At 68.1% G+C, this 20,260-nt stretch carries 7 protein-coding genes; all 7 read right to left on the reverse strand.

Translation table 11 applies throughout. The features are described from left to right. Nucleotides 1–6: 6 nt before the first annotated feature. The 7 genes from ACFC4D_RS25465 to ACFC4D_RS25495 are packed head-to-tail and all read right to left on the reverse strand — an operon-like array spanning nucleotide 7 to nucleotide 20,178. The gene (locus ACFC4D_RS25465) at nucleotides 7–1,794 is read right to left on the reverse strand and encodes an acyl-CoA dehydrogenase family protein (RefSeq protein ID WP_376067057.1); all 1,788 of its coding nucleotides are present in this window, start codon (nucleotides 1,792–1,794) and stop codon (nucleotides 7–9) included. Beyond that, nucleotides 1,791–3,620, reverse strand: coding sequence for an acyl-CoA dehydrogenase family protein (locus ACFC4D_RS25470; RefSeq protein WP_376067059.1), 1,830 nt, complete (start codon nucleotides 3,618–3,620; stop codon nucleotides 1,791–1,793). The genes ACFC4D_RS25465 and ACFC4D_RS25470 overlap by 4 nt, the downstream gene beginning before the upstream one ends. Then, entirely contained in the window at nucleotides 3,617–5,218 is a 1,602-nt protein-coding gene (locus ACFC4D_RS25475; RefSeq protein WP_376067060.1) for a PfaD family polyunsaturated fatty acid/polyketide biosynthesis protein, read from the reverse strand. Before ACFC4D_RS25475 ends, ACFC4D_RS25470 begins: the two co-directional genes overlap by 4 nt. After that, nucleotides 5,215–12,450 carry a beta-ketoacyl synthase N-terminal-like domain-containing protein gene (locus ACFC4D_RS25480; protein WP_376067062.1) on the reverse strand — a complete coding sequence of 2,412 codons (7,236 nt, stop codon included), beginning with the start codon at nucleotides 12,448–12,450 and terminating at the stop codon, nucleotides 5,215–5,217. The genes ACFC4D_RS25475 and ACFC4D_RS25480 overlap by 4 nt, the downstream gene beginning before the upstream one ends. Before the next feature lie 6 nt (nucleotides 12,451–12,456). Next, nucleotides 12,457–18,537 (reverse strand): SDR family NAD(P)-dependent oxidoreductase, encoded by a 6,081-nt coding sequence (locus ACFC4D_RS25485; protein ID WP_376067065.1) that lies wholly within the window; start codon nucleotides 18,535–18,537, stop codon nucleotides 12,457–12,459. A 27-nt stretch (nucleotides 18,538–18,564) separates the two neighbouring features. Next, a complete protein-coding gene (locus tag ACFC4D_RS25490) occupies nucleotides 18,565–18,846 on the reverse strand; it encodes an acyl carrier protein (RefSeq protein WP_375959711.1) in 282 nt (93 codons plus the stop codon). A gap of 30 nt (nucleotides 18,847–18,876) precedes the next feature. Further along, nucleotides 18,877–20,178: an NAD(P)/FAD-dependent oxidoreductase gene (locus ACFC4D_RS25495; protein WP_376067067.1), complete on the reverse strand. Its 1,302-nt coding sequence runs from the start codon at nucleotides 20,176–20,178 to the stop codon at nucleotides 18,877–18,879. Between the last annotated feature and the right edge of the window lie 82 nt (nucleotides 20,179–20,260).

Below are 20,260 nucleotides of genomic sequence, written 5' to 3' on the forward strand. Positions count from 1 at the left end.
TTCCATTCATTCCGTGGTTCCGGCGTCGCCGGAAGCCAATAGCTGGATCTGCCAGTGCGAGAACAGCTTTCGATCTCGATGCAGAAGTAGGAGCACCTCGGCGACGCGATCGATCTCGGCGACGCCGGTGCTGGTCTCGGTGGGGTGGAAGGTGCGCCACACCCGTTCCAGGCACAGCAGCAGCACCGCTCCGTCCGGGAACGGATCCGACAGCGCCGCAGCGGAATTGACCGTCAGGTGGATGATCGTCGCACCGGCGTGCAGGGCACAGTACTGTTCGGCGAGGCGATACAGCTCGGCCGAGGATCCGTAGTCGCGACCCAGTCGCTGCTGGGCATCACGCTGCTCGGCCGCGAGCCGATCCGCCTGGCCCAGTAGCCGTTCGGCGAGGTCGGCCGAACGTTCCAGCCAGCCGCGCTGCTCGCCGTCGCGGGTCAAGGCCAGCTCGCGCAGTCGCTCGATGGCCGCGGGCAGCGCCACCAGCGCGATATCGCCGTCGCGGCAGAACAACTGCTGTCGCGCAGGAACCCAGGTCTCCAGCTTCGCGTCGATGTCGTACATCAGGGCGACCTTGGCCGCGGCGGCCTCGCGCTGCTCCGGAGTCGCGGTCTGCCCGCGCGAGAGAATCGTCTCCAGCTGCGCGCCGACGCTCTTGAGGTTCACCACGGTATTGCCATCGGCGAACACCGACACCAGGATGTCGCGCAACATCTTCTGGAAGATGCCGTAGTGCGGATGTTCACGCAGGTACAGCCGCGCGCCCAGCACCAGCGACAGCTGCGCGAGGGTGCGCTCGAGCGAGGTCGGCACGAAGTACTTGACGATCGCCGAGAGCACACCGGCCTGTTCGGGGCACGCCTGCAGTCCGCGCACCCCGCCCGTGGCGACCGCCTCGGCCAGCAGCAGATCGGCGAAGCTCTCGGCGATCTGGCGGCGGGTGTACGGAATCTGGTCGACGGTCTTGCCGAAGATCTCGCGGGTGACGATGAAGTCACACGTCACCCGCAGCGCGGTATCGGCCGCACCGAGCGCGATACCGCTGATGGTGGTGCGCGCGACCTGGGCGCTCTTCAGAACCAGTTCCAGCCCTTGGCCTTCCGCGCCGATGCGGTGGCTTTCGGGGACGAAGACCTCGTCCAGGCGGATACCGCTCAGATCCAGCGCACGCAGCCCGTGCAGACGCTCACCCGGCACCTCCCGCACCGAACCCGCTGAGCACAAACGCTTTTCGATCGCGAACACCGACCAGTCGCCGGGCCCGCCGCGCGCACCGGTGCGGGCGTGCACGGTGACCACATCGGCGAGGGTGGCCATACCGATGAGCCACTTCTCGCCGGTGAGCAGGTAGCCGCCGTCGACCGTCTCCGCGTGCGTGTCATTGGCGAGCACATCACTGCCGTGGTGCCGTTCGGACAGGCCCCACGCCATCTTCGCGCCATTGTTGATCATCGATACGAACCGCAGGCGCTGTTCGTCGCTGCCGCCGATCCAGGTCGGCATGAACGCCAGATCGGTGAGCATGAGCGCGCTGGCGGTGGTGGGGTCGCGCCGGGCCACCAGGCGCAGCAGCAGGAATCCGGTCTCGACATCGCCTGCGCGCCCGCCCCATTCGGCGGGCAGGCAGTATTCGTGCACCGCGCGCCGCTGGAGTTCACCCACGAGTTCGTGCGGGAATTCCTCGAGCTCGTCGTAGCGCAGGATCCGCTGGAAGGACAGCAGGCTCGCGGGGTCGTGCGGGTCACCGAGGTCGCGTTCGAGCTGTTCGGCGATCGTGAGGTTGTGCTGGGCGGTCATGAGAGCGGGTGTCCTTTCTCCCGCACCGGATCGGCGTGCGGTCCGGCCAAGGGGATCGGCACGGCGGAGAACAGCCGCCGTTCCTGGCTGAGGCGCGAGACGACCGCGAACGCGGTGCCCGCCAGGGGAATCGGCAGTCGTGCGGTGCGCTCGCAGGACCGGTCGAGCAGCAGGGCGACGGCGGCGGTCAGCCAGCCGACCGCGCCGGGCGGGCAGCGGTACAGCGAGCGGTCCCGGTTGAACCACCACAGGTGTACGCAGGACGCGGCGGCGGTCAGATAGCTGATGCGGCGGGCCAGATCCAGCTGTGCGACTCCGCGTTGCACGGGAGGCAGTTCGCCGAGGCGGCGGATATCGGCCACGGCCGAGCGCACCTCGAGTTCGAGCAACTCGAGTTCCTCGAGCAGCTGGGTCGCATCGCCTTCGAGGATGCCGCGATCCAACGCCGTGGGTTCGAGCACCGCCCGCATTTCGGCGAGCACGCCGGAAAGCGCTCCGATCACCACGTCACGGCGCGCGGACAGCGTGAACCGTCCCAGATCGAACGGCGGCAGCTCGCGCCCCAAATCGAAGGTGGCGGCGAGCAATTCGCGATCATCCGGCGCGGGCCGGGGATCGGCGAAGCAGTTCAGCTGCATCGACACCAGGCGCAGATTCGCCATCGGGCTGGTGTCGAAGAACCGCACCGCGGCATTGTCCGCGCGCAGTACATCGAATGCGCCCGCCGCGCCTTCGCGCAGCACGCTGCGGGTGCCCAGCACATCGGCGCAGCGGGTGAACACCTCTTCCGAGAGTCCGGTCAGGACCGTCTTCAGGGTGCCCGACCACAGGCTCTGCACCTCCGGGAAGGTGTGCATCGCCCGCACACAGCCCAGTGCGGCCGCATCGGCGGCGATCAATGCCGCTGCCGCGGTGCCGAGTTCGCGGCGGTTCGGTGCGTGATTGTCGACCGGGCGATTGGCGACCAGATGCCCGCGTGCGAAGTCCAGGGTCAGCCGCAGCGCGCTGTCCGCACCGGCCAGATTGGCCGCGGTGCTGGTGGCGCGCACGATCTGCATGGCCTTCATGGCGGTTTCCATACCGCGACCGAGCGGTCCCACCAGCGCGTCGGCCTCGACGGGAATATCGTCGAAGTGGAATTCGGCGTAGCGCGCACCGCACATGCCGGCGACCCGCTGGAATCGGATCGAGGCACCGGGTTCGGTGGTGCGAGAGGGCACGTCGAGCGGGTCGGCGAGGATAACCGCGCTGAACGCGGCCGGACCCCGGCCGCCGGTGTGCGCGATCACCAGGGCCGCCTCGACCTCGCGGCCGAAGCCGACCAGCCACTTGACCCCGTCGAGCCGCCAGTGGTCGCCGGATCGGGTCAGCGCGCAGGTATTGGCCAGTAGATCGCTGCCGTGCTCGGGCTCGGAGAACGCGAAGCCGATGGAGCGGCCGCGACGCAGCAGGTCCACGACCCAGCGCCGTTGCGCCTCCGAACCAGCGAGCAGTACGCACGTGGCCGCGGTGATATCGATCATGGTGGCGGGCATGAGGGTCAGATCGCGCCGGGCCGCCACGCGCACCAGTGCGTAGGTCTCGTCGTAGCGCACCAGTTCACCGCCCGCGGATTCGGGGACGTAGGCCAGCCGCAGCAGCGGGCCGACCGCTTCGGACAGCGCGTCGGGGAATCGGCCCGATTCGGCCCGGGTGATCATCGCGGCGAATCCGCACGCGTTGTGCGGGTCGTCGGTATCCCCGAGTGTGGCGTCGAGTTCCGCCGCCGCCGAATACAGTTCGGCGGCAACGGTTTCAACGGCGGTGGTTTCGACGACGGCGGTCACAGTTCGTCACCGATCTGTTCGGCCGGGGCCGGACGGTAGTCGCCGCAGTCGAGCGGCAGCCGCACACCCGCGAGCGCCAGTTGCTGCACGCGCGTGGTGAACGCGGCCCCGTGCAACAGGTTTCGGGCGACATCGACCACGCGGCGGTTCTCCGCGGCGGCCAGGTAGGACCCGCGCACCCACTCGTTGAAGCTGCCCATCGCGGGCCCGCACCAGATCTGGTAGTCCAGACCACGATCACCGTCGCCGACCACGGCCCAGCGCGAGGCCATGCCGAGATACCAGCGGAAGATCAAGGCCATCTTGCGTTTCGGGTCACCGGCGGCGCGGGTGAGCTGATCGGGATCGCGGCGGGTGAAGTACTCCACCACGTCCTGCCACACCTCATCGACCGTGCGGCGCAGGATCTGGCGCTCCAGTTTGGCCAGTTCCTCGGCCGGTACCGCGTCCAAACCCGGGTAGGCGCAATACAGTTCGTACAGGCGCTTGGCGCGCATCGCGAACATGGTGCCCTTCTTGAGCACCTGGAGCTCCACACCGAGTTCGAACATGTCCGCGGCGGGAGCCATCTCCACATCGGCGACCCCGGCCTGGGCGAGCAGATGGCGCACTTCACTGGAAGTGCCCGCCTCCAAGCAGGATTGGTTCACCGAACCGGTGACGATGTAGTCCGCGCCCATGGCGAACGCGGCTGCCGCGGCGATCGGGGTGCCGATACCGCCCGCCGCGCCGACCCGCACGCGCACCGGCAGGTTCAGCTCGTGGCGCAGCTGATCGCGGCGGCGCACCAACGACGGGAACAGTGTGGTGAGCGGGCGGCGGTCGGTGTGACCGCCGGAGTCGGCCTCGGCGGTGATGTCATCGGCCAGCGGCACCAGCCGGGCCAGCTCCGCCTGCTCGGCCGTCACCAGTCCGGCCGCGACCAGATCGGCCACCATGGCCTCGGGTGCGGGCCGCATGAACTTCTCGGCCACCTCGGCACGAGAAACCTTGGCGATCACCCGATTCCCGATGATCAGGCCACCGTCGGCCGAGCGGGCGAGCCCGGCCACGCGGTAGCGCACGATATTGGGCGTCACATCCATGAACGCCGACGCCTCCACGCAGCGCACGCCGTAGCGCAGGAACAGCTCCACCGCCGCGCGTTCCAGTTCGGCCTCGCTGGGGCTGTGAATCAGGTTGGCGGCGTAGGGAAGTCCGGGAATCTCGGCGGCGAAGCGTTGCAGCGCGGCCTCCACGTGGGCGGGCAGCATGCCCGCAGCGCCGAACGAACCGAGATATCCGGCCCGTGCGAGGGCGATCACGTAGTCGGCCGAGGCGATACCACCGGCCATCGCACCGCCCATGTAGGCGTACTTCACCCCGTGGTGCGCGCGAAAAGCCGCGGAGCCCAAGCGATCCGGAGACAGTGGCCCGACGGCGGCGATCACGGTCGCGTCATCGAGGGGGCGGTGGGTGCTCAGTCCGATGCCGTTACCGTCCGCGGTGTGCACGACGTAGATCGGGGCGTCGAGGTCGACGAGGGTGTCGTAGCAGCCCTGGACGGTGGTGTGGACTGCGGGTTCGACGGCGTGTTCGGTTCCGACGGTGATACTCATCGTTCGTCCTCTCGGCGGTTGTGCACCTCGACGGCGATATCGGTGATCTCGTAGATGCGCATGCCCGGTTTCCAGACATTGGCATCGGCGATGACCAGCGTTCGGTCGTCCTCGCGGCGAATTTCCTTGATGTGCAGGTCGAAGGTCATCGGGCCCTCGGTGCGCAAGATCTGGCCGCGGTACTTCCAGGTCATGGGGACACCGAGCGGCATGGCGAAGACCGGATCGTCGAGTTCGGTTCCGATGCCCTGTTCGATGGCGTAGACCTGCAGGCCCTGGATCAGCGCTTCGACGCCCAGCGAGCCGGGCATGACCGGGTCGCGGTAGAAGTGGCATTCGAAATACCAGTCGTCATGGTCGATTTCGCGGTGTCCGCGCAGGTAGCCCCGGTCGAACTTGCCGCCGCCGGAGACGATGTCGACGGTGTCGACCATGCGCAGGTGGCCATCGGCCAAGCGCAGGCCCGACCGGGTGAACCAGTCGTCCCGGCCGCGTACGGCGAGCGTGCGAATCGCGTTGGCGGGCAGCTCTTCCTGATCGTCCAGCCACGGTCCGACGTATTTGCCGCCATCCAGGCCGACCTGGTTGGACAGGGCGTCGGCGGTGTGGAAGCCGAACATGGACTCACCGCGGTAGAACAGCTCACCGTCGGCGAACAGCTCGTACGCGAACTTCTGGAGCGAGGTGCCGGGCATGATCTGACTGAAGGTCATGCGCGTGTGCTGGCGAATCGTTTTGCCGCGCAAGTCGATCTGCTTGACGAGGCTGGCGGTGCCGTCCAGGTTGCGGATATTGAGTTCCTGGTCCGGGGTCGCCAGGCTCGCGCCCTGGTAGTAGCCGAGCAGAATCGCGGCCTGAAGCGAGGACTCCATGTAGACGCAGTTGGGCATGCCCGGGAAGGCGTTCTCGTGGAAGTACCAGGCTTCGGGCGGGCAGTCGTATTCGGTCTCCATGGTGGAACCGGACTTCAATTGCCCACGCACACCGCTGAATCGCATGATGCGATCCACGAACCTGAAGTCCCCGTTGGGGATATACGGGGCCTTGCGATCGGCGTAGATCTCGAATTCCGGTCCCATGGCGGTGGCCAGATCACCCTTGGCCGCGTGTGCCAGGTGCAGCTCGTTGATGAACGCGGGCTCGCCGTGGGCGTTGCGGCGGCCGAGAAACGCTGGGATGCCGCCGGTTTCGGGCCGGTACGGGGTGCCGGGCTTCTCGCGAACCTGCACGCCGAAGTTCTGCATGCTGATCATCGCCTTGTCACCGTCGTACACGGTGATGTCGGCGATCACGGCCGGGCGCGGCAGCATGGTCAGCTTGGTGATCTCGACGTGATAGCGGATCTGGCGCTGTCCGGGGGTGATCTGCCCGCGCACCTTCACCTGGGTCTTCAGTCCCGGGATCGACTGGAATTCGGCATCGGGCAGCACCAGGTGCATGCCCAGGTACATCGCGTACACCTGGAGCAGCTGCACGCCGCCCTCGGCGACGAGTGAACCGGCGAGTACCGGGTCACCGGGGAAGTGGCACTTGAAGTACCAGCCCTCGGGGTCGAGGTACTTCACGGCGCTGATCTCGCCGAGTGCGCACGGACCGCCGAGGCGATCGATCTCGGTGATCTCGTCGATCATCCGCAGCATCGAATCCGGCAGGCGCAGTGAACGATTGCAGCCGTCGGCGGTCTGGTCCCAGGCGGGGCCGAACACCTCGGCGGGGCGGCCCTGGGCGAGCAGTTCCAGGTCCGTGCCGGTCAGCGCGGTGCGATCGGTGCGGGCCAGCGGTTTGAACCAGGTGCGGGTCATGGCCTCGCGGCGTCGGCGGTCGGCGATATTGCTCACCACGCCGAGCGAGTTCTCCAGCTCCAGCGGGGAGAAGAAGCCGGCGCAGGCGTTGAGCAGTTCGAGGATGAGCACGCCGTCGGCGTAGCAGCGGTAGTTGAAGAAGAACAGCAGGCTGTCGCCGTTCCAGACGAAGCGCGCGATATTGATCTCGTAGCGCAGGGTTTGGCCCTCGCGCGGCAGGCCGCCGTGGAAGACCAGTTCGCTGTCCAGCAACCGGTAGACGCGCTGGCCCTGATTGCGGAAGTCGATGCCCAGGTAGCTGATCAACAGTAGATCGCACTGACCGGCTTCGATGGTGACCGCGCAGGGCACCAGGCCGTCCACGGTGTACCAGGCACCGACCGGGACGTCGTATTCGGTAGTGATCGACGACGGCTCGTAAACGCCGGGAATGCCGTTGATTTCGGTGACGCGGGTGACGAAGTGGTACGGCGGCTCGGGCAGGCGCACCCGGACCGGGTAGGTGTCGTACGCCGCGAAATCGGGGCCGAAGACGTTCTCGACTCGGCCCGAGGCGAATTCGAGCAGTTGCGCCTCATCCCAGATCACCGGGCGGGCGGGCTGTGACGGTGCGGCCGGGAGCGCACCGGAAGGTGGCACCGATCCGCGGCTCGCTTCGAGGGCGTCGAGGCTGGCGTGCGCGAGTGCGCCCTGCACCCGCAGGAACGACTCGTGAGCGTAGGTGACGCTGTGACGCATGGGTTGCAGGACGCGGGTGCGCGCCGCGACCACGTAGGGCGAAGCAGGCTGCGGCGCATTGGCACCGGGGGCGTACGCGGCAGCGGGTGAGGCAGCGGCCCCGGAGACGAACTGGGACACCGCCGCCGCCCCTGGAGTGAACTGGTGCGCAGTGGAGGCCGCCGGGGGCTGGGATGTCGCGGCCAACGCGGCGGCGGGCGCGGGGATGAATCGGGACGGGGTGGCAGCCACGGCGGGACGACGTTGCGGCAGGTACACGAAGGGTTCCCCCTCGATGATGATGGCATCGGGTTCGATGGTGATCGGCATGAGCAACTGCGCCTCGACTTCCTGAGCGGCGCGACGCGCATTCGATTCGGCGAGAATGGGCTGGGCGCGCTCGCGCACCCGCTCGACCAGGGATTCCCCACCGCAGGTGACCGTGGCTCGGAAGGCCGGGCGCGCCGGTGCGGCGGGCGCGGCGGGGAACAGGCGGTCCAGGCGGACATCGACACCGTGGCTGACCAACCGGGCCAGGGCCGCGGATACCGATTGACCGACGGACATGCCCCGGCGGTCCACCGCGACCGCGACATGCTCGCGCGCGCCGAGGGTTTCACCGATCCAGCGGGTGCATGTGGCCCCGGGACCGACTTCGATGAACACCCGGAAACCGCGGTCGTACGCGTTCTCGGTGAGCTTGGCGAAATCCACCGTGGTGCAAAGCGTTTCAGCGATGCGGTCCGAGATGACGGTGCGGTCGGACATATCCACGGTGGCGTAGTCGAAGCTGGACAGCAGCTCCAGGCCGGTGGCAGGGGCACCGAGTGGGTGGTCGTTGAGCGCGGCGAATTCGGCCCGCTCGGATTCCACCGCGGCGCAGTGCATGACGTGATTCGCCGGGGCCTTGGCGGCCTTGCAACCCAGCGTTGCGATGAGCTCGCGAACCTGTTCGGGGAATCCGGCGACCACCACTTCCCGAGGGGTGTTGACGTGGGTCAGGTAGACCCGATCCAGCGTGGCCAGGGCCGCGCGCACCTGCTCGGCATCCGCGAGCAGCACCTGGGTGGTCCAGACTTCGCGATCCGGTGTCTCGTCGGGCAGCTGCCACAGCGACCTGATGAGTCGCTTGGGGCCGCGCAGCTGATCGATGAACAGCGGCGAGCGATTCAGTGCGGCATCATCGCGGACGGCGGCGTCCCACACGTCCATGGCGAAGAGCATGCTGCTCTCCCCCAGGCTGTAGCCGAAACCGCCATGCGGGCGAATTCCCAGGGCGTCACGCAGCATTCGGGTCGAGAGCACCGCGGCATTGGTGCCGATGGCGAGCATGGTCGGGATCGACTCGATCAGCTCGCCCTCGTGCCGCATGAGGCCGGTGCGGTCGAATCCCAGTGCACCGCTGGGGAACACGGCCGCATGCTTGTACTCCGACCACGGTGCCCGGGCGTCGCGTTCGAACTCCGAGAGCAGGCCTGGGAATGCGGTGAACAGGTCACGGCCCGCTCCGGGGTAGGCGGTGAACGCGCCCGGATAGACGAACGCGATCCGGCCCTGCGCACCGACCGGGCGCGCGGTGCAATAGCTTCCCGAGGGTGTCGTCCAATCACGCTCCGCGGCAATGGTTTCCGGAAGGTGCTTGATTGCCGCGTTGAGCTCGCGACGCGCTCCCTCCGGGTCGGCCGCGACGATGACGGCTGTATAGCGGCCCGGGCGCGCGGTGTCAGGACGCTCCGAGAGCCCGGCGGTCTCGCGCCCCGAGAGCGCGGCGTCGTCGAGTTGCGGGCGCGCGGCCATGATCCGGTCGCGGGCCAGGTCGATCAGCGGGACTCCAGCGTCGAGCGCCGCGAGGCAGTCCAATGCGGCGGCGGCCAAGTCCGGTCCGCTGTCGGCGGACAGGGGGATCAGCACCGGGGCAGTCGCGCCCGGCCAGTCGATCGTCTCGACCGGGGGGCGTGCGGGAGCGGCGGAGAGCACGATGTGCGCGGTGCGCGGGCCGTCGACCGCATGCACGGCGGCGACGAGGCGGTCGTCGACGCCGCATCCCAGCCACGGGACCGGGGCGTCGAGCAGGCGCAGTGCGGAGTCGGTGAATTCGGCGGCGGTTCCGGCGATCTCGCGCAGCTCCGGTGTGGCAGGGGGTAGTTCGCGATGGCGCAGGCTCAGTGCGGCGGCGACCACGCCGACCAGCACGCTCGCCTGCTGGGTGTCGCCGACCAGCGGTAGGTGCCCGGCCAACGCACAGCCGGGGGCATCCGCACCGCGGTCGCCGTACAGGCGGGTCAGGTCGGTCAGACTCTCGGAGTCCAGGTTGCTGGCGAGTTCCAGGTATCCGATGTCTTCCGGCGTCAGGCCGTGGTGAGCCAGTGTCGAGCGGACGTGGCGCGCAATCGATTCGACGCCGTTGACGGTGGTTGCCACCGCGTCGAGGGTGAGTGCGGAGTCGTCGGTGGCGCGGGTCAGCACGACCGCCGCCGCGCCGTCGCCCAGGATCGGGCGCACGCCGTCGGCGAGAGTTGTTCGGACCAGGGTGTTCTCATAGCCCGCGGCCAGTTCGACGCCACCGACCAGCACCGCTTCCACGGTGGGATCCAGCAGCAGCAGTCCGGCGACCTCGAGGGCGCGAGCGCCGCCGGTCTCGTCGGCCGACACAGTGAAAGCCGGACCGGTGAAATTGTGCGCGGAGGCGATGCGCGCGGCCATCACATTGCCGATGTAGCTCAATACCTCGTTCGCGCCGATGGGATCGTGCAGTCCGGCGCGCACGGCGGCCTCGAGCCGATCAAGCTCGTCGGCAGTGAGATCCATTGCGGTGCGGGCGCACTCGGCCCGCACGTGCGCGCCGATATCGAAGCGGGCGCGGTGTGCGTGCGAACGCGGTTCCATTTCCATGGCCACGACAACACCGATGCGCCGATCCGGCCGGTTCGGGGCGGCGGTCAATCCGGCCTCCGCGAGGGCTTCATCCGCGGCCTCGAACAGCAGCAGATGCTGCGGATTGGCCTGTCGCAGTTCGGCGGGTGGCATCCGATAGCCGCGCACATCGACCTCGACACTGTCGGCGTAGCCCGCCGCCGAGTCCTGTTCCAGCTCCTCGATGCCCAACGCTTCCGAGCCGTACCAGCGAGTTTCGGGGCGTGCGGTCAACGCCGGGCGACCCGCACGCCGTGTGCGGCGCAGCGCCGCGAGTCCGGCGACTTCCCCGACGCGCACGCCGAGGCCGGTGATGGCCATCCGAACCGGGTGCGCGACAGTCGATCCCAGCGCGTCGCGCGCGGCCGAGCCGGGTGCGAGATTCGCGCCGGACGCGGTGGGTGTGGTGTTCACATCGGCCGATTCCGGCCCGGGACGCACGGTGTCGGTCAGCACCAGGTGTGCGTTGGTGCCGCCGAATCCGAAGGCTGACACCCCCGCCCGGCGCGGACGATCGCCATTGTCCGGCCAGGTCCGGTTCTCGGTGACGAGGCGATCGGCAGCGGACTCCGCGCCCGCGGGCCGAATCGGCTCGGTCTGCGTCGGCGTCGCGGGGATGACACCGTGCCGCATGGCCATGATCGCCTTGAGCACACTCGTGAAGCCCGCGACCGTGAGCAGATGGCCCACATTGCCTTTCACCGAACCCAGCAGCGGTATGCCCGCCGCGCCGAAGAATTCGGTGAGCCCGCGCAGTTCGATCGGATCGCCCACCGGAGTACCGGTGGCATGGCATTCGATGTAGTCGACCGTGCGCGGGTCGACCCGGTCCTCGTACGCCTGCCGGTACGCGGCCAGCTGCCCGGAGATATTGGGCACCAGAGGATGTGCGCCCGCACCGTCATTGCCGAGGCCGATGGACTCGACCACCGCGTGAATGCGGTTGCCGTCGCGCACAGCGTCGGCCAGCCGCTTGAGCACGAACACACCAGCGCCCTGGCCGGTGACAATGCCGGTGGAAGCCGCGTCGAAAGGCTGGCTCACCCCATTGCCCGGATAGGCGTGTAAGTCACTGAACGACAGGTGAATCAGCGTCGGATCGGGGGCGCACACCGCACCCGCGAGCACCACATCCGCGGCACCGGTGGCGAGATAGTCGCGACCGAGGCTCATGCTGTACAGCGCCGAAGAGCACGCCGCGTCCAGCGCGAGCCGCGGCCCGTGCAGTCCGAGCGCATCGCCGACGACCGTGGTGGGCAGACCCGAGGGCCACAGCGACCGCACCTGCTCGTGCGGCTGCCACGGCCCGGATCCATTGTCCGGCAACGACAGTCCGGCCTGTCGCAAACCCCGGCTGACGCCCTCCTCGAAGAAGGGCAGGCACAGTCGGACCGATTCCTCGGTGGGGAAGGAGTAGTTGCCCAGGACGAGCCCGGTGCGATCGAGCACCGGGTCGTCCTCGGCGATCCCGGCGTCGGTCAACGCCTGCCGGATCGCGTACAGCGGCCACCGGACCACCGCTCCCAGGTCCTCGACGAGCCGCGCGTCAATGCGCAGTCCCTCGTGGTCCATGACCGGCTCGGTGACGAAACCGCCTCGTACGGAGGTAATTCCGTGGGTTTCGTCGCCCCAGCCGCCGGGTGTGGCGGGGTCGGTGCCGAAGGTCTCGGCACCGCCCGGCCGGCGCAGGTCCGCGCCGGTGAGCAGGTTTTCCCAGAACTGCTGGGGCGTATGGGCGCCCGGGAGCAGACAGCCGATGCCGACAATGGCGATCGGTGTGCCGCAGTATGTGTCCGACATGCTAAGTCACGCTGTCCGATCCGATTGATCTGTCAGGAATTTCGCGCCCAGCGCCGCGTCGGCGACCAGTTGCACCGCATCGAAGCGCAGCAGTACCCGCCCGTCGGGCGTGCAGGCCGTGACCGAACCCTTCGCTACCGAGCCATTCACCTGTAGGGGATCGACCACCACCAGGAACTCACCGGTTCGAGGCAGTGCGTCGTAGACCTCGACCGCACCGATCGCTGTCGGCAGGCTGTTGAGTCCGGTGGTCGCGTGCACCTGTATCAGTGCCGCCTGCAACAGCAGGTCGGCGGATTCCGGTGCGTACTCCCCCGCTGCGAAAGCGCCTGCGGCGAGCGATGCTTCGACCGGTTGGCACACCGCGACCAGTCGTCCGTCCGAGGCCGTCAGGGTGCCGGTGATCCGGGCCAGCGACGGGCCGTGGAAGAGCACTCCTGCGGTGTAGGCGGTGGTCGGCTCGACCCCTGCCAGGTCGGGCAGCGCGAGAGCGGTTGCGGCGGTGGCGATCTGCGCCGGTACCAGTGCGCGGAAGCGCGGGCGTCCCGACGAATCCGTCACCAGCACCTTGTCCCCGGTCACCGCCAGATCCAGGTGCTGCGGCGAATTCTCGTCGAACACCAGACCTTTCAGCACCGAGAAATCGGTCAGCCGGGAGACCACACCGCCCCGCAGCCGTTGCACCGCTCCCAGGATCGCCCCGACTGCCGCCGTGGCGGGCAGTACCGCGATACCACCGATGGCATGGTCGGACAGCACCTCATCGTCTGCCAGACCGGTCAGCGACACCCGCAGAATCGCTGTGCCGGAGCCGATCTCACGCGAGGGTTTGACCGACAGCGGCTGATTCGGACCGACCACACACACCACATCGTGTGCGCGGGCGGCGCTGAACTGCTCGGTGAAGAAATCGACACCGACCGGGAGCGGGATGAGAGTCACCCCGCGCTCGGCGAACATGCGCTCCAGTTCCGGGGTCACCATGCCGCCCGCCCACGCGCCCCAGTTCACCGAGGTGACCCGGGCTCGTGGGAGGCGGCGGCGCAATGCGGTGGCGACCCGGTTCAGGGCCTCATTCGCACTGGCATAACTGGATTGGCCACGATTGCCGAAGAATCCGGCGATGGAGGAGAACAGCACCACGTGTGTGAGCCGCTCTTCGCCGAGCGCGTCGAGCACCGAACGCAATCCGGCCAGCTTGGTCGCCAGCACCGGGCCGACATCGACGGCACGCTGATCGACAATCGCCTTGTCCGCGAGTACGCCCGCGCCGTGCACGAGGCCGGTGATCCGATCCCGGTACGGTGCGAGTGCTGTTGCGGTGGCGGCGGTGTCGGTGACATCCACGGCCACGTACTCGGCCGTGGCTCCCGCGGCCCGGATCGCCGCCAGGGTCTCCCGGATCTCTCGACCGGCGACCATGCCGCGATAGATCCGTTCCACCTCACGCGGAGTGGGCTTGGTGCCCGCCGACCGCAGTTCGGCGACGATCGCGCCCTTGAGGGCACTGTCGGGAACCCCTGCGGCCCAGGCGGGTTCGTCGGCGAGTTCGCTGCGGCCCAGCAGCAGCAGCCCACAGCGGTAGCGGCGGGCCAGGCCGATGGCGCATGCCGCGGTGACACCGCGTCCGCCGCCGGTGACGGCGAGCAGGTCGGCGGTGGTCGGCTCGGGCACCGAATCGCCCTGCGGCAGCAGCGGATCGGTCCCGTCCTCGACCGTGGCGGCCAGCGTGCGGCGGATCAGATCCGCCGCGATGCCGACCTCGGCCGTAGCGGTGTCCGCATCGCTGATCTCGGCGACCAGCTGTGCCGCCGCCTGCTCCACGGTGAGCGCGGGGCTCACGTCTATCGCCCGGCAGAACAGCGAAGGTGCTTCGATCGCAAGGGTTTTCACCAGGCCCGGCAGACCGCCGAGCAGTCCGGCGGCATCGGCGGAACCCGAGAGGCCCAGTAGCCCGTCGATGCGACTGACGGTGATGAAGGCCGCGCGGCTCGTCTCGACTCGCTCTTCGAGCGCACGCTGAGCCGAGCCCGCCAGCAGCAGCGCGGATTCCAGCGTCGCAATGGCTTCCGCCCAGTCGGCCGGGGCATCCGGAGCCAGGAACAGCACCAGATCCACCCGGCCCACCGGCAGTTCCGTGCCGCGCTGCACGGTCCAGCCCGCCGCCGTCAAGGCGTCGGTGAGAGGGTCGGCCAGCGTGCTCCCGGCGCCGGCGACCAAAGCCACCGGCGCTTCGGCGTACGCGCCGACCAGAGTGAAGACGGAGGGGATTTCGGTAAGGCGCGCCTGCATCCGGGCGATGCGGGACGCGCCATCAGCTTTTGGGTGGTTCGCCTCCGCACCGTTCGCACCGGCGAGCGCGCCGCTGATGAAGTCCACGATGCCGCCCAGGGTGCGCAATTCACCCATCTGCTCGGGTCCGGCCTGCGGACTGTCGGGGAAGCGCTCGCCGAGCGCGCCCATGATCTCGACTCGCTTGATGGAGTCGATGCCGAGATCGGCCTCGACGTCCATGTCCATGTCGAGCATGTCGGTGGGGTAGCCGGTCTTCTCGGCCACGACCTCGAGCAGGGCCTGGCGGACGGTCTCGGTGACGTCACCGGCCGGAGCGGTGGTGGCGGGGGCCTGGGCCACGGGCGCGGCGACCGGAGCCGGAGCGACAGGCGCGGCAACCGGAGCCGGAGCGGCAACCGGGGCAGCGACCGGGGCGACCGGAGCCGGGGCGACCGGAGCAGCAGGGGCCGCAACCGGCTGGGCGACGGCTACCGGCTGGGCGTATGCCGCGGGCTGGGGAGCCGGGGCCTGGACCGGAGCGGAAATCGCCGGGGCGTAGGAGGAGTGGCCGACCTCCAGCTCGGGACGCGAGATGCGCTCGACCGGGCGGCGCACGGCGGGAGCCGCGCCACCGAGTCCGGCTTCGAGGTAGGCGAAGCCCAGCAGAACCTCGCTGGCCTGGCCGTGGGCCTGCCCGATCGCGACGCTCTGATCGCTGACCGAGGCCAGTCCGGCCACCGTGCGGTCACTCAGCGTGCCCTGCATGGCGTCGTATTCCAGAATGCCGCTGAGCCTTTCGGCGACCCGCAGCTGGCTGCTCAGGTATTCGCGGTGCAGGGCCAGGTGGTCGCCCGCCATGCTGTCGTGCCCGGCCGGGTGCGCGGCCGGAGCCGGAGCGGTCACGGTGTGGCCGTTGCCATTTCCGTTGCCATTGCCGTTTCCGGTTCCGTTTCCGGCGACCGGGGCGGCGGCGGGTGCGGGGACCTGGTACCCGTTCTCGAGCGCGTCGCGATAGGCCTCGCGGCGCTCCTCGGACACATAGTTGATGCCGTTCAAGGGAATCCTCATTCCTTTGGTCTCGACTACTTCGGGGGCTGGTGCGCTGTAGCGGTTGAATCCGGCCAGGGGCAGTCCGAGGACCGCGAGCCGCGCGGCCAGCTGTTTGAGCGAACGGTCACCGTCGGTTCCGGGGCCCGCGTCGGCGGCCAGCACGACTACGTCGTCCCGATCGGCCAGGATCTTGCGCACGAGGCCGGAAAGCACCGACTTGGGACCGAATTCGACGAACACCCGGTACCCGGCCTCGTACATCTCGAGCACCCGCGGGGCGAAAGCCACCGGCTGCGAGAGCTGTTCGACCAGCACCGACCGATTGGCCTCGAGGTCCGCGGTGTACTCGGCGTTCGCGGTATTGGCGAACACCGGGATGAGCGGCCGGGTGAAGGCCGCCTGGGCGACCGCGTCCCGGAACGCCGGAATCCCGTGCGCCACATAGGGGGTGTGGAATGCGGCGGACACCGGCAGCAGGTTCGCGCCGAGCCCGAGCTGGTTGGCAGCTTCGGCGAAGGCGCGCACAGCGTCGGTGCCGCCGCCCACCACCGTCTGCTCGGGGGCGTTGAGATTGCACACCACGACATCGGGATGCGCTGCCAGCAGGTCGGTGAGTTGTTCCGGGGCGCAACGCAATGCGGCCATGGTGCCGCGATCCGACTCGCCCTCGGGCAGTTGCGCCATCGCCCGGCCGCGTGCTCGGGCCAAACGGTGGAAACCGTCCTCATCCACGGCTCCGGCGGCCCACAGCGCGGTGAGTTCACCGAAGCTGTGACCCATCGCGCCCTCGGCCGCGAAGCCGAGCTCGGTCAGGTAGCGGTACTGCCCGGCCGACAGCGCACCGATCGACGGCTGCGCGAAATCGGTGCGGCGCAACGCTTCCTCGCCCGCGGAGGCGGTATCCGCGTCGAAGGACTGGGGCGGGAAGAGCACCCGGCTCAACGGTTCACTCGGATCGGAGATGCGGCTGGCCGCGTCCAGTGCGGCACGGACGGGCGGTACCGCGAGTGCGGCTCGGCCGCCCATGCCGACGTACTGGCTGCCCTGTCCGGCGAACAGTGCGGCGACCTTACCGGGCACCTCGGCGCGACGCCGGTACCACGCCCCGCCGGGCAGTTCGAACGATTCGATCGTCGGTTCTGCGCGCAGCCGATCAATTGCCTTGTCCCGCAAGGTATTCAATTCAGCAACGTCGCGGGCGACCACTGCCAGGCGTGGCTGGTCGGCTTCTAATGCGCCCTCGAGCGATGCGCCGGACGGCTTCGCGGCGACCTCGGCCAGCAATGCGTCCACATCCGCGCCCTGCCACAGGTGCACCTGGTAATCCCGGTGCAGCGCACGCGCATCCGCGCCGGAGGGATCGTATTCCTCCAGCACGCAATGGAAATTGGTGCCGCCGAAGCCGAATGACGAGCTCGCCGCCCGCCGCCGCTCACGCGCGGGCTCCAGCACCCAGGGCCGCGTAGTCGTGTTCACCCAGAACGGCGAGTTCGGGAAATCGACCGATTCCTTGGGCTTTTCGACATTGATGGTCGGCGGCAGCACCTTCTGGTGCAGTGCCATCGACAGCTTGATCAGTCCGGCCGCGCCGGCCGCCGCCTTGGTGTGGCCGATCTGGGATTTGACGCTGCCCACCGCGCAGAACTGCTTGTCCTCGCTGGCCTCGGCGAAAACCGCACGTAGCGCGGACAATTCGGTGACATCGCCGACCGCGGTGCCGGTGCCGTGGCATTCGAGCAGGCCGATTTGCTCCGGTCCGAAACCGGCATCGTCGTACGCCCGCTGCAGCGCGACGATCTGACCTTCCTTGCGCGGGGCGTAGATGCTCTTGAAGCGCCCATCACTGGAACTGCCGATACCGCGCAGCACCGAGTAGATGCGATCGCCATCGCGTTCGGCGTCGGCCAGGCGCTTGAGCGCCAGCATGCCCATGCCCTCGCCGATCATGGTGCCGTCGGAGTTCTCGTCGAACGGCCGGATCACCCCGGACTTGGACAGCGCGGGGGTCTTGCTGAAGCACAGGTACATCAGGATGGTGTTCTCGGCGTCGCAGCCGCCGCTGATCATCAGATCGGCACGGCCCGAAACCAATTCGGCCACCGCCATATGCACCGCGGCCAGCGAGCTCGCGCAGGCGGCGTCGACAGTGCAGTTGGTGCCGCCCAGATCGAAGCGATTCGCGATGCGCCCGGACACGACGTTGCCGAGCATGCCCGGGAAGGAGTTCTCCTCCCAGGGCGCGAACGCCTTGACGAACTTGGCCGCGATCTCCTCCGCGTCCTGATCACTCAGGCCGCAGCTGCGCACGACCTCTTTGAGGACCGGGGTCTGCAAACGGGTCGCCAGCGGCTGGGTCAGCGAATTCGCACCGGTGATACCGAGAATGACGCCGGTGCGGCTCGAGTCGTACCACTGCGAATCCGGTGCGCCCGCGTCCGCGAGGGTCTGCTTGGCCACCACCAGGCTCAGCAATTGCAGTACATCGGTGACCTCGAGCTGGTTCGGCGGCAGACCGAACTCCAGCGGATTGAAGTCGACCGTCGGAATGAATCCGCCGCGCTTGGCATAGGTCTTGTCCGGGGCGCTGGGATCGGGGTCGTAGTGGTCCTCGATCTTCCAGTGCGATTCGGGCACATCCTCGATGCAGTCGGCGGCCTCGACCACATTGGTCCAGAATTCCGACAGGTCGGCCGAACGCGGGAACAGCGCGCCCAGTCCCACGATCGCGATCGGGGTATCGCTCAGCTTCATCCGATTGTCCATTGCATATCCTCGGCGATGTTCGACCGGTCAGGCCGCCGCGAGGCGGTCCTTCTCGGTGACGATGTAGCGGGCCAGCTCAGCGATGGTCGGGTGGTACCACAGGGCCGTGGTCTCCAGCTCGAAACCGAGCCAGGATTCCAGTTCGTTGCCCAGTACCAGGGCTTCGGTGGAATCGAGTCCGAAGGAATCGAAGAAGTCGTCGAAGGAGATTTCCGAGGGCTCGGCCTGCAATTTGAAGGCGATCTTCTCGGCCAGCCAGTCCTGGACCTGTTCGACGGTGAGGGCGGGGACGTCAACCTTTTCGGTCATGATGAAAACTCCAGCAGCTGTTCGAAATGGTCAGAGAGCACTATCGATGGAGAGACTGCGCAGCACCGCGTCGGCCGCGGCCGTGCCGGAATCGAAACCGGACTCGTGGCTGCCGACGATATCGATGCCCATCTTCCGCGAGTGGAAATATGATCCGGCGAACTTCACACGCGAATCGCCCGCATTGATGGTGTGAATGGTGGATTGCAGCGCCCGGGCCGCGGTGGTGAACACCGGATGCCGGTAGTCGAATTCCCGGATAATTCGTTCGGGATCGATATCGAACGGATAGTCCAGGGTGAGGAAGTAATCGGTCTCACTGGTGAAGTCGTGCAGCGAATTCAGGTAGTAGACGACCCACGTGCTCATATCGTCGTTACCGCCCGAGCGCGCGTAATTCCAGCTCCGCCATTTCTCCCGATCCAGCGGCATACAGGCGGCATCGGTGTGCAGCGCGGCGCGCGTGGTGTTGTACTGGATCGCCTCGAGCGCACGCTGGGGTTCGGTCGGGGCGGCGAGCACATTCAGCGCGTCATCGGCGTGCAGGGCGATGATCGCCTCGTCGAAGTGCTGGGTGCCCTCGGCGGTCGTCACCGTGACCCCGCTCGCGTCCTCGGCGACCCGCTCGACCGCGGTGCCGAGCTTGATGTCCTGTCCGGCCGCGCGCAACCGCTCGAGCGCGGCCCGTACGTAATTGATGCTGCCTCCGGTTACCGTGCGCCACGGCGCGGTTCGGCCGCCGAGCCCTTCGCGACCGTGTCCGAGGAAGAACGCGATCACCGTCGCGGCGGGCATATCCCAGATGCGGTCGGCGGGCACGGACCACGCGGCGGTGGCGACCAGCACGATGAATCCGTAGCGGAAGGTGTCGCTGTAACCGTTCGCGGTCAGATAGTCGCCGAGTGACATCTCGGCCTGCTTGCGGATGAAGTGCCCCGGCGATTCGGTGTAGAAGCGCTCGGCCTCGGCCCACAGCTGGACGAAATCGGCCGGATATTTGGCCCGGATCGCGGCCTCGTCCAGTTCGAAATCATCGGAGACGTAGCAGACCCGGGTGTCGGCGTTGTGGAAGCTGAACCGGCCCGGATGCGCCTGGCAGGCCACGCCGAGATCGGCGAAGAACTGCGTGATTTTCTGGTAGTGCGGCTCGTTGTAGACAATGAAGGCCGTATCCAGACCGAGCGTCCGGCCCGCATCGGTAACTTCGACGGAATTCGCGTGTCCGCCGGCAACGGCTTCTTTTTCGAATACCGTCACCTCGGCATGCCCGCGCAGGTGATAAGCAGCCGATATGCCTGCTATTCCGGCGCCGATCACTGCCACCTTTGCCATGCCTACCCCTTCACGGTTGATCACGATTCCGTCTCATCTAAACAGGATCGGCCGCCGCACTGAAGGTCACAAAGGGAGCACA

Source organism: Nocardia sp. NPDC056000 (assembly GCF_042269265.1).
In the GTDB taxonomy this organism is placed as follows: Bacteria; Actinomycetota; Actinomycetes; order Mycobacteriales; family Mycobacteriaceae; genus Nocardia.